This window comes from Treponema primitia ZAS-2, assembly GCF_000214375.1.
Taxonomy (GTDB): Bacteria; Spirochaetota; Spirochaetia; order Treponematales; family Breznakiellaceae; genus Termitinema; species Termitinema primitia.
Genome location: NC_015578.1, coordinates 1991877 through 2006145 on the forward strand (window position 1 = coordinate 1991877; position 14269 = coordinate 2006145).

Consider the following 14269-nt stretch of genomic DNA (forward strand, 5'->3'; position numbering starts at 1 on the left):
TTTCCTGACAAAAGGTATCTTTTTCAAAATGTATTGTTAAAAATCCGTTTTAATGTTATTATTTTTGTATGTATTCTTATGATGGTCGCCTAATGGGACCGCAGATAGGCCTTTTACGAGCTATTGGGAGACTGTGATGTATAGTACTGGTTTAGCCTATTTGCTTTGGCTCGTTTCCGGTTTTGGCGCCCTGGGGTTTCACCGCTTTTACCTGGGGAAGATCCCCACAGGGCTCCTCTGGATGTGTACCGGCGGCCTGGGTATGGTCGGTTCTATTTATGACTTTTTTACCCTTCCCGGCCAGGTGAGGGAGGCGAATCTCCGGGATGCCCTGTTTGGCCGGCCCTCCCGGTCTATACACGGAGGGCAAAACTGGCGCACTGTCAGTGATGGACAGGCCAGGATAGTCCGGGAAAAGGAAACCGTGGAACGGACCATACTGCGGCTTGCAAAGCAGAACAAGGGTATCTTAACTGCCAGCGAAGTGGCCCTGGAAGCGAATATTTCCATGGACGATGCAAAGAAGGTTCTGGATACCCTGGTCAACAAGGGCTTTGCGGAACTGCGGGTCCGCCAGTCCGGTACCCTGGTCTATACCCTTCCGGAGCTGATGGACTCCGATTCCCCTCTGGAAGATTTTTAAGGACTACTCCTTAAGCACCACCTCGGTGCGTCCGAATCCGCCCAACTCCGGGCGGGAGAAATAGTAATCCGCTACCATGGGCTGATTTTTCAGGAACTCGTGCACCCCCCGCTGGAGTATACCGTCCCCCTTGCCATGGACCACCGCAAATTCGTGGAGCCCCGTCATGGCTGCGGCGTCGATCTGCCGTTCCAGGGTGGCCAGGGCCTCCTCCAGGCGCATACCCAGCAGGGACAATTCCATAAACGCCTGGGGCGCAGCGGCGTATTCCACCGGGGCGATGAGGGGCTTTCTAGCTTCTGCGGGCCGGGCAATAGGGATAAGGTCCTGCTCGTTGAAGGTCATTTTCAGGGAGCCCAGTTCCACAACCCAGGCGCCTTTTTTTGCGGACCGGAGCACGGTTCCCCGGCTGCGCTGCTCACCGGCCAGAACCTCTGTCCCCGGCCCTAAGGCGGGCGCTTCTTTGCCCCCTTGCCCGGTAGCAGATGCCCCCGGCCCTGTTCCCGGTACGCCGGCGTTTTCTGCGCCCTTCCGTCCGGCGTTTCTGCGGGTTTTTCTGTTCCCCGTTTCCAGGGCTTCTCTGCCGTAGGTTTCCTCCAGGCGCCGCCGTTCACCGGAAAGGGCGGATTCTTCAGTCTCCAGGGCGGTCTCTTCGGCATTCACCGCTTCCTCCAGGGCGCGGAGGAATTCCTTTACCTTCAGGGTTTTATCCCGGGAAAGTTCCCCTTCCTTTACCTCCCGGACCAGGTTCTCCAGGGTCTTGCGGCTTTCGCTTAAAAGTTCCCGAAATTTGCCCATACCCCCGGACTTTATTTCCAGTTCCTTTTGCCTGAGCCTGAGTTCTTTCAGATCCGCAGCCCGGCGTTCTTCCCGGAGCCGGGTCTCCTCCTCCTGCCGCTCTTCATGGGCGGCGGCCAGTTCCCGGTGCTTTTCCTTGAGCCCCCGTATGAGGGCCGACACGTCCGCCCGCTCCTCCGCCAGATAGCCCCGGGCGCCCCGCACCATGGCTTCGGGTAGGCCATTGCGGGCAGCAATATCCACGGCCCGGCTTTCACCAGGAACACCCATGACAATACGGTAGGTGGGGGACAGGGTACGGCTGTCAAAGTCCACCGAGGCGTTCTCTACACCCTCCCTGGTATAGCCGTAATTTTTAAGCATCCCGTGATGGGTGGTGACCAGGAGCCGAACTTTTTTTTCGATCAGGTAATCCAGGATTGCCATGGCGATGGCGCTCCCTTCCTCGGGGTCTGTGCCGGAACCCAGTTCGTCCAGCAGGACCAGGGAACGCCCGGTTACCGAAGCGGTGATGGCGGCGATATTGGTCATGTGGGCAGAGAAGGTAGACAGGGACTGGCTCAAGGACTGCTCGTCCCCGATGTCGGCGTAGATGCCGTCAAACACCGGAAGCGCCGTACCTTCTCCTGAGGGCAGGGCAAGGCCGGACTGGTTCATCAGGGCAAAGAGCCCCACAGTTTTCAGGGCCACCGTTTTGCCCCCCGTGTTGGGCCCGGTGATGATCACGGTCCGGATCGTCCCGTCCATGAGAAAATCTATGGGAACTGCGGCGGAACCCAACAAGGGGTGCCGGGCCTGCTTCAGGGCAACCATGTCGCCGCCTTCATCGCCGCTGCTGTCCAGGGCGAATACCCCCCGGGTTTCCCGGGCATGGTGGGCACGGGCACGTATGGTTTCCAGTTCCACTATTTTTGTATGAAAAACCCCGAGAATTTCCCGTGATTCCGCCAGCCTGGCGGTCATTTCCCGCAAAACCCGCCGTATCTCCGCTTCCAAGCGCCGCTGTTCTATGAGGAGTTCGTTGTTTTTTTCCACCACTTCTTCAGGCTCAACAAAAATGGTTTGCCCGGAAGATGAAACCTCATGGACTATGCCCCGTATACGGCTTCGGTAATTGGCCTTCACTGCCAGTACCATACGACCGTCCCGCTGGGAGGGGATGGCCGATTGGAGCATACGCCGCTTGTCCTCATTTCCCGTATACCGGGAACCAGCGTTTTCCAGATCCCGGGTAATGCCCTGGATACGCCGTTTTATTTCCCGGAACTCCGGTAAATCCCGTAGCTTTCCATCCCGGTCCAGCACCCGGAATACTTCCCTGGATACGGCGGAACAATCTGGTATGAGCAAACACAGGGCTTGCAGGGGAGTAGCAGCTTTGGTATCTATATATGTATCTTTTTTTATACTGTTTAAAGTCTCGGGCTCAAGACGAGTACTTCTACCTTGATTGTTATAATATTTTATACTACCTAAAGTCGATGTTTTATTTCCATGCCCCAAAGAACCTTTTGTATGGATAGTATTATTTTTTATACTATTTAAAGTAATTTCTTCACTTCCCTTTATAAGCCAGGATTTTAGGGCTTCTCCTTGTTCCACAAAAAGTCCCAGGGCATAGGCTTCTTCCAATTCCAGGCAGGTCCCCTCTACTTCCAGAGCGGGGAGTATGGTTCCTATGCTTGGGATACTGCCCCGCTTTTCCTCGTCGCCGGAATTGATCCGGTCCAAGGTTTCCTGTACCTGGGCTTTCAGATGCGTCACCTCATCCCGGTCAATGACAGGCCTGGTTTGCAGTATCAAGTCCGCAGCCTCCTCACTTAGAGAGAGGGCTGCTACCCGGGAAAGGACGGTGGAAAATTCCAGCAGTTCAAGGGTTTTCTCAGTCATGGGAGGGTTCCGACATTTCATCTCGGATGCGAAGAAAACTTTCATACCTGTCCTCATGGATCACCCCGGCATGAACCGCCTCCATGATCTTGCAGCCCGGCTCGCTCACATGGGAGCAGGAATGGCCATAACTGCATCGCCCGGCCAGGGGGGCAAATTCCCGCAGATAGAGGATCAGGGAGGCGCTATCTATCCCGTGGGGGATAAAGCGGCGTATTCCCGGGGTATCGATGATACGGGTGGTTTCCCCTTCCCCGGGAATCTCCTCCAGGAAAGACATGGTTGTGGTATGGTTGCCCCGGTCAAATTTTTCGTTGATCGCTCCCACCCGGATATTCCGCCCGGGAACCAGGGCATTGATCAGGCTGGACTTCCCTACCCCGCTCTGCCCCAGCATCGCAGAAATACGGTTCCTAACCAGTCGGCGGAATTTGTCCATTCCTTCTCCGGTCTTGGCAGATATGCGCAGGACCTTGTAACCGATACGGGTGAAATCTTCCAGCCGTTCTTCCACATCAAGATCATCCTCGGACAGGTCGTATTTGTTGCAGATGATCACTGCGGGGATATTGGCGATTTCCCCCTGAAGCAGGGCCCGGTCCAGGAACCGGGGCCGGAAAGGCGGGGAGACCGGGGTGGTGACGCAGAGCACCTGATCCACATTGGCCGCAAGCAACTGGGGCGACTGGCCCTTTTGGTTAAACCGGGTCAAAAGGTTACGCCGTTTCTCAAGGCTCAAGATGAGCCCTGTACCATCCTGGGCAAGATCGCTTTCAAAAATCACCCGATCCCCCGGGGCCAGGGGGTTATAGAAACCCTCAACCCCTTTCAATATCTTGCCCTTGAGGTGACACTCAAATTCGGCGCCCCCTTCATCGCTCTTTACAGTGAAGATATTCCGGGAACCCCGAATCACCAGCCCCGTCATGGACGCCCCCCCTGATCGGGACCACTTGCAATACCGACTTTAGTCGGCAAGTTCCCCGCGCATTTTGCAACGAAGTTCCCCGCGCAAAGGGTCAGGCCGAAGGCTTGCGCCCGTTCTTCCCAGACCGGCTCAAGCGGCTCAAGGCCGGTAACCAGCAGTAAAGCTGCCGGGCCTTCGGCTGCCGAAGTTTCCGCTGTCACACCAGCTCGCAATCCCCCCTGATCCAACAGGGCCTCTGCCCGGCGGGAAACCCCTGCAATGGAATCGTGGATGGAAAGCTCCCCTTTGGCCAGGGCCTTAAAATCATCCAAAAGAAAAAGGAAGTGGGTACAGCCCAGGACTATAGCGTCAGCCCCTGCCCGGCGGAATTCTTCGATGTAAGGAGAGGCTATACTCCGGCGCTCCTCTTCCCCGGCAAGGGCATACCGGTGTTCCACAAAGTCTACCAGGTCCGGAGCGGCAAGGGCAGTGACCGCGCAGTCCGGCCCGAACCGGGCTGCCAGTTCCGCGATATAGGGATCCCTGATGGTCCTGTCAGTCCCCAGCACCCCGATATGCCGGCGCTTGCTGGCAAGGACCGCAGGTTTCACCGCCGGCACGGTACCCACCAGGGGCAGATCGGGAAAGGTTTCCCGAAGTGAAGCCAGGGCTGACACCGTGGCGGTATTGCAGGCAATCACTCCCAGCTTGGGGTTAAACTGCCCCCGAAGCCGTGCCACAAGGCTGCTTAACAGGGCGATCAACTCTTCCCGTTCCCGGCGCCCGTAGGGAAAATGTTCCCGGTCCGCACAGTAGACCAGAGCTTCATGAGGATTGTGGTGGTGAAAATGTTGGCAGTAGGGAAGGCCCCCGATACCGGAGTCCAAAAAAAGTATAGGTCTATTATCCATATTTTCTAGGGTTTAAAAAGATTGTCAAAGGCCGATTTTGCGGAAACAGCCTTTTCCCGAGGCCCTGCCTCGCCCGGTGTGGGGGAACGGAACCGGGCATTAAGGGAAAACCAGTCGCAAAAATTACCCCTGTCCTTTTCCGCCGGTGGTTCGGCATTGGGTTCCGAACAGTCCCCCCGTGCGCCGGGCAGGAAAAACCGGCAATGCCGGCAAACCCGGAGATCCTTGCCGCATTCGGGGCAGCGCAGGGAACGGCCCAGGGGATTGGGGTCCAATATTGGGGAACCACAGTACCAACACATGGGGTAATCATACTGCGGTGGGGGAATTCTGGCAAGGGCGGGGGGAATAAGAATCGCTAAACAATACCTGGCGCCTACCCCTACCCCATACCCCAAAAGGGTGCTATACTAACCTCATGTTTACCCTAATCCCCTGCGCCGCCGGCTGCGGCAGAAACGCTATTACCGGTTCTTCGGTTTGTTCAGTCCATGCGGCGGATCCCAAAAAGGAAGGGCGGCGTATCGCGGAGTACATTACCCAACGGGAGGTTATCAAAAACCTCAACGCCTCGGGTTTATATTTTGAAAACGACGATTTTTCCCACCGGCATTACTATGGCTGTGATTTTATCGGCGCATCCTTTTTTCATTGTACCTTTGTGGACACCTTTATGCGGATGAGTTTCTTTGATTCTGCCCAGTTCCAGGATTGCGACTTTTCAAAAAGCGATCTACAGTTTCTGTCCTTTGGGGGGTCCTCTATTCTGAACTGTACCTTTACAGGCTCCGAACTGGTGCATGTCAATTTTGGGGGAGCCGGCATCTCAGAATGCCGTTTCAATAATTCTAATCTTTACAACAGCCGTTTCATTAATGCTGATATGAACTGTTCCGACTTTATCGATTGCAACATAAAAAAAACCTATTTTATACAGGCCCGTCAGGAAGGTATCTCCTTTAAATCATCCAATACGGCTGAGGCAATCTTTGAATACGGCGAAGAGGACTAGGTGAAACTTTTTTTTCATTATTGCAGTTTTGGTTTCAGTAATTGTTATGTCCTGGGGACCGACTACGGCTGCGAGGACCTTCAGACGTCTATGTTCGCAGGGGAAACACCATCTCACCGCGAGGCGGCGACTCCTAGGGAGTCGGCGACTCCTAGGGAGGCGGCGCCTCCCAGGGAGGCGATCATCATCGATCCCGGTAATATGGACAAGACAATCCTTGATTTTATCGAGCAGAATAACTACAAGCTCTCAGGGGTGCTGGTAACCCACGATCACCTGAATCATGTCCACGGGCTGCGGACCCTCAAACATATCTACGATGTGGAAATATACGCGGTGAACCACATCATTCTGGATAATAAAACTACCATGGTAAAGGACGGTGATACCTTCAACATAGGCTCTTTTCATGTGGAGGTGATTTCCGTACCCGGCCATTCATCGGATTCAGCGGTATATAAAATAAACCACATGCTCTTTACCGGAGACGCCCTCAATGCGGGTATGCTGGGGACTACCGCAAGTTCCTACGGCGCAGAAGTCCAGATGACCGCCATACGGAGCAAGATATTTTCCCTTCCGGGAAATTATGTGGTTCTCCCCGGCCATGGCCCGCCTTCTACCCTGGAAACGGAACGGCGATTCAATGCGGGGATACAGATCTTTGAACAGCACAAGAAAAGGCGCCCAAGCTTTGATGTAGAAACCTGGGAGGATTAGGGGGCCTTACGGACGCTCACCTGCCAAACCCTGCCTGCGGCCAGATTCCAGCGGCGGTTTACATAGGATGAAAAGGCGTTGGCCTCGGCGGTAAAGGCTGCGGCCAGTTCAGGCCAGTTTCCAGCAGCTTCGTCCTTTGGGGGAAGCACTGTTCGCCGCCAGGAACTTTCGTCGATACGCCCTGCCAGGGTTTCTCCGAAATACACCCCGGCCCGGGACGAAGGCTGCTGCAGAATATGGGCCATAAATTCATTTACCATCAGGTACTGATCCTTCAAGTCGTAGTGTTGATAATCAAAATAGGAAAGGATAAAGTTCTTTGCAAGGCGGGGCAGGGTTTCCCAGCGCCGGCTGCTGAAGGCGCGGAATTCCTCGTCAATGAAGAAAATACCGTGGAACCCCTCATGGGCCATGAACATGCTGCGCAGATAATCCGCCGATTCCCGGGAAATGGAAATGATAGCCCCCTGCCCCGCCGCGTAAGCCCCGGCGCCTGTACGGACCAGGATGCCCGCAGCTTCCAGGATAGCCCCCAGTTCCCGCTCCTCGCTGAGCAGGGGAAAATTCTGAGCCCTGGCAGCCTCAAAAAAATGGGCCAGATCCTCAGCGCGGTAATCATGGGCATTCCAGCCATGGAGTTCCGCGATCTCCTCATCCGGCGCAAGCCGCCCCCGGAACCCCGCCTTTTCTGTAAAGAAGGCCAGCCGTTTAAGCAGCCGGTCCTGGATAGCGTAATCCGCAGTATCGAATATCAATATTGAAGGGAACCGTTCCCAGCGGAAAACCTCAAAACGCCGATCCCGCCAGGCTTCCTGGTTTATGCCCAGGATCAAGCCCGGGTCGGCCGGCGCCGGTTCCAAAGGGAAAGGCCGCACCGGAGCGGCATCCAGGACCAGGGAAAGCGGGGCGCCTGAAATACCCAGGGGGAAAGTTTCCAAGGGAAACGCCCCCGGGGGAAGGGTGATCTCTCTCGGCCTGACAGACCATTCATACCGTACCGGTCCCGCCTGGACAAACACCTTCTCCCCTGCCGGTACATCCCCAAAGGCCGCCTGTAATGCTATAGCCCCGGCAAAACGGAAGGCCACCGGAATATCAATAACCAGGGCATTGTCCCGGGAAAACACAAATGGTGTGGCTTTTAGAACAGGGGGCCCGGACTTGTCCTGCTCAAGGGTAAAGCCGTACCAGCGCTTTATAATACCCAGTGAGTCAAGCTGAAACTGAACATCGATCCCGGAAGTGCCGGTTTTCTCCAGCCTAAGCCCCAGGGTACGGAGAGGCTCCGCAGGCAAGGGCACACTGTAACGGATCCTGCGCGGACGGGTTTCAATACCCAGGAAGGATGCGTCCCGGGGGAGTTCCCAGGCGGCGTTTCCGTTTAGCTCCAGCACAAGCTGGTAAGATACCGGATTCCCGGTTGGAACCATGCCCCCCTCCCCCAGGCCGGCAAAATGGTATTCCAGCTCCAGGGAACTATTCCCCCCTATGGCTGCCGGTACCGCGAGGGAGTAACTTAGGTTTTTTGGTTTATCCGGAGAAATAAGGCCGGAGACTGATTCTTTGGAAAGGGCATAGAATTCCTGTGCGGACCCGGGGACATCAGAAATGCCATAAAAGGGTATGGCTGCCGGCTCTTTATAGGAGCAGGAGGCCAATACCGGAAGCAACAGGATTAGTATGCGCAGCTTTTCTGAAAGGGTTTTAAAATACATTGCCCCTGGCCTTAAAGGGCAATAATTCCCCGGGCCATAAGCTGGGCAAGGGAATATTTCCGTTCCATGGTTGTATCACCTTCACTGCGGAGAAAGGTTTCAAGCTGAGCGGAAAAGGATTCGGGCAGGATGGGCAATTCGCGAATCTGCTTATCATAGGCCCGGTGAGAAGGCTCAAAACGATGGTTGATGCAAAACAGAGTGACACAGGCGGCTTTGATAAAACCGGCGGAAGAGATGAGATAATAAAAATCATCATTCTGGAACAGCGCCGCCCCAAGGTCGCTTAAAAAATGTTCCATCTTGGACTGGTGAATATCCCGCATGGCTTCCCAAAAGGATATGTCCAGGTTGTGAAGCCGCTCCCGGATTTTTTCGATCCAAGCGGTACGGTGGAAGAGTATTTCCCCGTAAGCCAGCCGGTAATACCCGTAGGTGCCTGAATCTTTGATAAGCCAGAGCTGATCCAGCTTGATATCCGCGATGTTTACCAGTTCATCGATCTTCCCGGTCTCCTTATATTCAATCCGCACCGGTATATCCCCGATGAGAAACCGGTCCTTCTTCCCCTGGTTTGAAGTTTCAAAGGCAGCCACATCATCTCCGTAGAGACCGCAACGTTCATCCGGTCCGGGCAAGGCGCCAAAATAAAACACGTCAAGGATCAGGGCAAAATAAGGGTCCAGAGTATCCGGCAGGGCAGCCTCATTGAGGGAAACACATTCAACCCCGCTCCATTTAGAAAGGACCTGGACAAATCGGTCCACCAACTGTTTAGTCTTATATTTCATTGCAATTCCCTTTATAATGAGTATAACACGGGAAGCTGAGAAAAAAGAAGGGGACAAACGAAAGAAAGCTTATGAAAAAGCAAAATACAGGAGGCGACGGCTCCCTGAAGACGCCCCTCCGTTTTGTGGTCCTCATCCCCCACCGGGATTTAGCCGGCCCCTTGGGCACCCATAGCGGCAGCCTTTTTGCGGCGGGCATGGCCGGGGCCTTTTCCTTCCCCAACCTTGCCCCCTTAGCCCTGGTTTCCCGGCCCTTTTCCCGGCCGGAACTCCGCTCCCTTGCACTGGATATCCGAAAGTCCATCACCGGAACCGCCCTGGACGGTGATGGAAAAATCAACCCGGGACCGCCGGTACTACAGCCCTGCCCGGGCTTCCACTCTTTCTACGGCCTGTCATTGGATATTCCCCCGTCGCCCTTGCCTTATCCGGGAGTGCTCTACCCCTTCCCCGCCCTTGCCCTCTGCCTTGCCCTGATCGAAGCGGGGACCGAGGCTGCTCTGGAAAATGCCAAGGCAGTACACACAAACCTTACCGGTTTCAGAGCGGCCATGGTTGCCAATTTGAGCATAAAGCCCCTGTCTGACGGCGGTACAGGCAGGGGCGGCGGGGAACCGAATTATTCCTTTACCTGGCGTATCGGGCCTCCCTGCTGGCTCCCCTCGCCGCGCTACTTGCAACGAAATTCCCCGCGCAACTTTAGCCCCCGGAACCAACAGGAGGAACCCTGATGGCCGAATGTTTCCGCATTGCCGGGGAACTGCTTCTCCTGGATATCAAGGCCGTACCGGGCTCCTCAAAGTCCCAAATCGCCGGGCTCAGCGAAGGCCGGCTGCGGATCAAAATTGCCGCCTCTCCCGAAGACGGCAAAGCTAACACTGAACTCCGGGCCTTCCTGGCCAAACTCCTGGGCTGCCCCCGGAAAGACATCACCCTGGTCGCCGGGGAAAAGTCCCGGCTTAAAACTGCGGCCCTGCCTTTGGGGGTGAAGGAAAAACTGGATGAAATTGTGAAAGAAGTGAGAAAGTAGAAATGAGGAGCCATGGCTCGCAATTTGCTTTATTGGAGATAAACCATTATATTTTAAGTATGACAACAACCATACAACAAACGATTAACATCCCTGTAGACCGGCGGGTCCATTTAAATCTAGATATGGATATTTTCGTTGATCTCCCTACAGGAACGGCAAAGCTAGAAATCCATGTTACCCCAAAAAATGAAAAAACTACCTTCCATCCCAAAGAAACTTTCAAACGTCTCCATGGAGGCATTAAAAACAGCCCGCATTTTGGCCGCAATGGGGTTGAGATAGTGTACGATCCCCTGTGATGCAACTTTACTCCTAAATTTCGTATTCGTGTTGAGGGGTTTAATACCCAAGAACCCGTTTACACAGGGGAGCTTTAGGGCGTTTAAAGGGGTATTAAACCCCGAATACAAATACCTTATGAGAACAACAACCTCGCCCTTTAGGGCGGGGTTGTTGATAATTAGCTGTTTTCTCAGAACCCACGGTTGATTTGCCGAGCAATTTTTTATTGGGAACGAAGAAATTGCGGAGCGGACACAGGTATGCATAGCCGCTGCCGAGGGCTTGGATAATCCGCTCTTCGTTGGTATACTCATGGATACCCTCATTTTGACCTCCGTCCCGCTCTCTGACAGTATTGTCTGTTATTTTTGGATATCTTTTTCAATGAGACACTGCGCATACTTGACATTATAAAAATTAAACAATAATATAAAAGAAGAAATTTTGTTCCATAAGAGGACTAGGCAAAGGGAGGTTTTTATGTATAATTGTAACCAACAATTACTAAAAAAGTTTGCAAAAAAATTACCTCGACCAATTAAGAGAATTATTCATAGTATTCTTGATACTCTTAAGAATATTTCAAAAAATATTTCAAAATGTATACAGACTAAAAAACGTAAACAAGAATTATATTCTGATTTAAAAATATTTAAACAGCAAAAAGAAGAAATAAATGATCAGGATTTTATATTCGGGCATTTATGGCCTTGCCTGGATGATAAGTATGCTAATAATGGTTCTGCAAAAGGCGATTATTTTCATCAAGATTTACTTGTTGCACGGCGTATTTATGAGAATAAACCTGAAAAACATATTGATGTTGGTTCCGCCATTGGTAGTTTTGTTGCTCATGTTGCAAGTTTTAGAGAAATATCAGTAATAGATATTCGTCCATCAATAGGAAGGACGCATAATATAACATTTATTCAGCAGGATTTTATGGCTGAATTAGATAAAAATATGCTGGATGCCTGTGATTCATTGTCATGTTTACATGCGATAGAACATTTTGGCTTAGGACGATATGGTGATCCGGTAAATTTCAATGGGCATATTCTTGGGATCAATAATTTATATCGTGTTTTAAAAAAAGGGGGGAAGCTATATTTCTCAGCACCAATAGGAACACCACAACGGATAGAGTTTCATGCACATAGAATATTTTCACCACAATATTTGGTAAAAATATTTAGTGATAAATATAAAATAGATCACTTTTCATATGTTGATGGATTAGGTGATTTACATGAAAATGTTGAATTAAATAAATTTCTTGATGATTATACTGACAACTATGGATGTGGAATATTTGAGATGGTAAAACTGTAAAAGTACGGGCCCAGCGCATAACAACGGTTCACGTTTATCCGCCAATAGGCGGCTCGGGGTTACGTTCGATTTCGCCTCCCACGCCTCACTCCACCCACATTTTTGTGGCTCGATAAAAATGTCGTAAACCTTGTATCGTTGTACGCAATTTTTTTACCACGAATTTATCGTCGTAAGCGCAATCCATGGCGCTTGGTAAGGGTCTTGTTAGCTTGCTAATGCTTGCCGTATTAGATGCAATCGTCTTTTGTGCATGATGCCGACCAAGTTTAGTAATAGACCGGGCTTTTTTATTCGTGTTGAGGGGTTTAATACCCCCCAGGACCAGGTTTGTGATGCCTTGTACCGGAGGGACAAAAAAGGTATAGTAGAAAATGTGGGAATACTTGACAGACTGGGTGATGTGATTAAAAGCTACCTCAATGATACTGGAAACCCCGCAGGGGAAAGGATCGGCCGCCGCTACGCCGATCCGGACCTGGATGAGGCTTATGAAGAACTTAATGAGTTCCTGGCCGGAGGAAAACCCGGTAACCGGGAAGACAGCCAGAAAAGAGACAACCAGGGGGCATTCAACAGCAGGGGATCGGAGCAAACTGCCGGCCGGTCTCTGCCCCCTGAAAACCTCCGTGCGGACTTTGCGGAACTGGGTTTACCCTTCGGCGCCCCAGAGGAAGAATGTAAGACCGCTTATAAACAGCTCCTCAAAATCCACCACCCCGACCGGCATGCCGGCCATGAGGGTAATATGAAGAAAGCTACTGAAAAATCCGCTAGGATAAACGCCGCCTATGATCGCATTGAAAAGTGGCGTGCCACAGGAAAAGCTGAGTAAAAGTTTAGCGCAGGCTTACTGCTTCAACCAGATTGGTTTTTCCAGCCAATACCCTGACCCCCTCCCGGGTAATGGACTCTACTGATCTATTGGAAAGGCGGTAATTGACAGTAACTGTGTAGACACCCGGGTCCAAAGTAATTCCCCCAACATAGGCCCTGCCGGGGAAATAGCGGGAGCAGCGTATATCCGCACTTTCAGTGACATTAGCCCCCAGTCTGGCCAAGCGGCCAGCCAGGAAGCCAGCTATCCGACCACCTTCATCCCCCCCGGTCTGATGAGCTGTAGCTTGGGCTGCTATCTCCACCGCCAGGTATTTAATAGTGGTGCGGATAAAGGTCTTGGCCAGGATAACATTATATTTGGCATTAAAAGTTTCCGCCATGACCGCTCCCATGTTTTCCAATAATTCCAGCCGGACCGTCTCTTTCCCGTTGATCACCACCTCAATACCTGTGACGGCGCTGGGCCGAGACGCCAGAACCGGCAGGGTTATTTCTCCGTCCGGCACATACATGAAGGGGAAGAATACATGTACGGTCTCTTCCCGCTTTACCGGGGCAAGCCCTGCGAAACCAATGATGTTGAGCCGCGCCTTTTCCCGGGGTATTTGCAGTTCCGCATTGGTCTCATACCCCGGTTCACCGGTAACTACCAAATCCCGGGGCAAGGGGGTGGTATAAATGGCCGGGGCTGCCCCATAGGCTCTGGGAATCTCTGCAAAATCAATGCGGGCGTCATCAAAGCGGCCTTCACCCCGATAGAAGATTGCGCTTAGATACCGGGCCAGGGCGGAGTTGGAAAAATTTACCTCTTTCCCCTCCGGAATTTTCATACCCGAAACCTTATCGCCCCCATAATTTTCCATTTCTGCGGTTACCGCATCGTACTTCTGGGCAAGGAAGTCCAGTTTCTGGGTAAGCTTGCGGATCTCTACCCCCGCTCCTTCCGCATCACCCTGATGATAGTAATTCAGGGCACTGAAGACATTTACATACATATCCTCATAATCTTCTCCGGAGTAGTCCTTGGTATTATCATTGACAATATAAGAAGAAATCTCGGCACTGATACTTTTGGTATAGGCTTCCTGGATAAGCCGCTCCGCCTCTTCCAGATCCCGGGCCGAGGCATCATACTTTCCTGCATAATGTTCCAGCACGCCCTTGTCCAGATACAGCATGATCTGGTTTTTTTTCGGATAAATAGGTTTTTTTTTCGCCTGCCCCGTTTCCAGGGATACCAGGGACGCATTGTAGTCCGCATGCGCCACAGCGACATCTATGCCTTCATAGACATCAGCTCTGGTAGCGCAGGAAAGAAATACAAACCAAACACAGGCTATAAAAAAAATGGGTTTCACTAATTTCATATTCCACTCCTTTTATATGCCGGTATTA

Annotated in this window: 15 protein-coding genes; 7 read left to right on the plus strand and 8 right to left on the minus strand. The window is 52.3% G+C overall.

Annotation, left to right across the window (positions count from 1 at the left end):
• The first annotated feature begins 136 nt into the window (after positions 1 to 136).
• Positions 137 to 643 (plus strand): NINE protein, encoded by a 507-nt coding sequence (locus tag TREPR_RS08770; RefSeq protein WP_015707945.1) that lies wholly within the window; start codon positions 137 to 139, stop codon positions 641 to 643.
• A gap of 3 nt (positions 644 to 646) precedes the next feature.
• On the opposite strand, the gene TREPR_RS08775 is transcribed toward TREPR_RS08770, so the two are convergent.
• Genes TREPR_RS08775 through TREPR_RS08790 form a run of 4 tightly spaced genes read right to left on the minus strand, consistent with a single transcriptional unit; the run spans position 647 to position 5451 of the window.
• Complete coding sequence (locus tag TREPR_RS08775) at positions 647 to 3331, minus strand: endonuclease MutS2 (RefSeq protein WP_015707946.1); 2685 nt, start codon at positions 3329 to 3331, stop codon at positions 647 to 649.
• Positions 3324 to 4259: a ribosome small subunit-dependent GTPase A gene (gene rsgA / locus TREPR_RS08780; RefSeq protein ID WP_015707947.1), complete on the minus strand. Its 936-nt coding sequence runs from the start codon at positions 4257 to 4259 to the stop codon at positions 3324 to 3326. Before rsgA ends, TREPR_RS08775 begins: the two co-directional genes overlap by 8 nt.
• Entirely contained in the window at positions 4256 to 5149 is an 894-nt protein-coding gene (gene murI, locus TREPR_RS08785) for a glutamate racemase (protein ID WP_015707948.1), read from the minus strand. The genes rsgA and murI overlap by 4 nt, the downstream gene beginning before the upstream one ends.
• A gap of 5 nt (positions 5150 to 5154) precedes the next feature.
• Entirely contained in the window at positions 5155 to 5451 is a 297-nt protein-coding gene (locus TREPR_RS08790; RefSeq protein ID WP_041611571.1) for a hypothetical protein, read from the minus strand.
• Positions 5452 to 5567: 116 nt separating this feature from the next.
• Between TREPR_RS08790 and TREPR_RS08795 the strand changes: the two genes are divergently transcribed.
• Positions 5568 to 6161 carry a pentapeptide repeat-containing protein gene (locus TREPR_RS08795; RefSeq protein WP_015707950.1) on the plus strand — a complete coding sequence of 198 codons (594 nt, stop codon included), beginning with the start codon at positions 5568 to 5570 and terminating at the stop codon, positions 6159 to 6161.
• On the plus strand, positions 6162 to 6881 hold the full coding sequence (locus tag TREPR_RS08800) for an MBL fold metallo-hydrolase (RefSeq protein ID WP_015707951.1): 720 nt from the start codon (positions 6162 to 6164) through the stop codon (positions 6879 to 6881).
• Here the strand turns inward: TREPR_RS08800 and TREPR_RS08805 are convergent.
• Positions 6878 to 8596: a hypothetical protein gene (locus TREPR_RS08805; RefSeq protein WP_015707952.1), complete on the minus strand. Its 1719-nt coding sequence runs from the start codon at positions 8594 to 8596 to the stop codon at positions 6878 to 6880. The genes TREPR_RS08800 and TREPR_RS08805 overlap by 4 nt on opposite strands.
• 11 nt (positions 8597 to 8607) lie before the next feature.
• Entirely contained in the window at positions 8608 to 9387 is a 780-nt protein-coding gene (locus TREPR_RS08810) for a hypothetical protein (RefSeq protein ID WP_015707953.1), read from the minus strand.
• Between the two features lie 71 nt (positions 9388 to 9458).
• On the opposite strand from TREPR_RS08810, the gene TREPR_RS08815 reads away from it, so the two are divergent.
• Together TREPR_RS08815 and TREPR_RS08820 are read left to right on the plus strand one after the other, a co-directional pair.
• Positions 9459 to 10118, plus strand: a complete 660-nt coding sequence (locus tag TREPR_RS08815; protein ID WP_015707954.1) for a hypothetical protein — start codon at positions 9459 to 9461, stop codon at positions 10116 to 10118.
• The gene (locus tag TREPR_RS08820; protein ID WP_015707955.1) at positions 10118 to 10417 is read left to right on the plus strand and encodes a DUF167 domain-containing protein; all 300 of its coding nucleotides are present in this window, start codon (positions 10118 to 10120) and stop codon (positions 10415 to 10417) included. Before TREPR_RS08815 ends, TREPR_RS08820 begins: the two co-directional genes overlap by 1 nt.
• 164 nt (positions 10418 to 10581) lie before the next feature.
• Here TREPR_RS08820 and TREPR_RS18605 read toward each other — a convergent pair whose 3' ends face one another.
• Complete coding sequence (locus TREPR_RS18605) at positions 10582 to 11028, minus strand: hypothetical protein (protein WP_041611102.1); 447 nt, start codon at positions 11026 to 11028, stop codon at positions 10582 to 10584.
• A gap of 154 nt (positions 11029 to 11182) precedes the next feature.
• On the opposite strand from TREPR_RS18605, the gene TREPR_RS08830 reads away from it, so the two are divergent.
• Positions 11183 to 12034, plus strand: coding sequence for a DUF268 domain-containing protein (locus tag TREPR_RS08830; RefSeq protein ID WP_015707957.1), 852 nt, complete (start codon positions 11183 to 11185; stop codon positions 12032 to 12034).
• Between the two features lie 376 nt (positions 12035 to 12410).
• A complete protein-coding gene (locus TREPR_RS08835) occupies positions 12411 to 12869 on the plus strand; it encodes a J domain-containing protein (RefSeq protein ID WP_041611573.1) in 459 nt (152 codons plus the stop codon).
• Positions 12870 to 12873: 4 nt separating this feature from the next.
• Here TREPR_RS08835 and TREPR_RS08840 read toward each other — a convergent pair whose 3' ends face one another.
• The gene (locus TREPR_RS08840; protein WP_015707959.1) at positions 12874 to 14241 is read right to left on the minus strand and encodes a COG3014 family protein; all 1368 of its coding nucleotides are present in this window, start codon (positions 14239 to 14241) and stop codon (positions 12874 to 12876) included.
• Between the last annotated feature and the right edge of the window lie 28 nt (positions 14242 to 14269).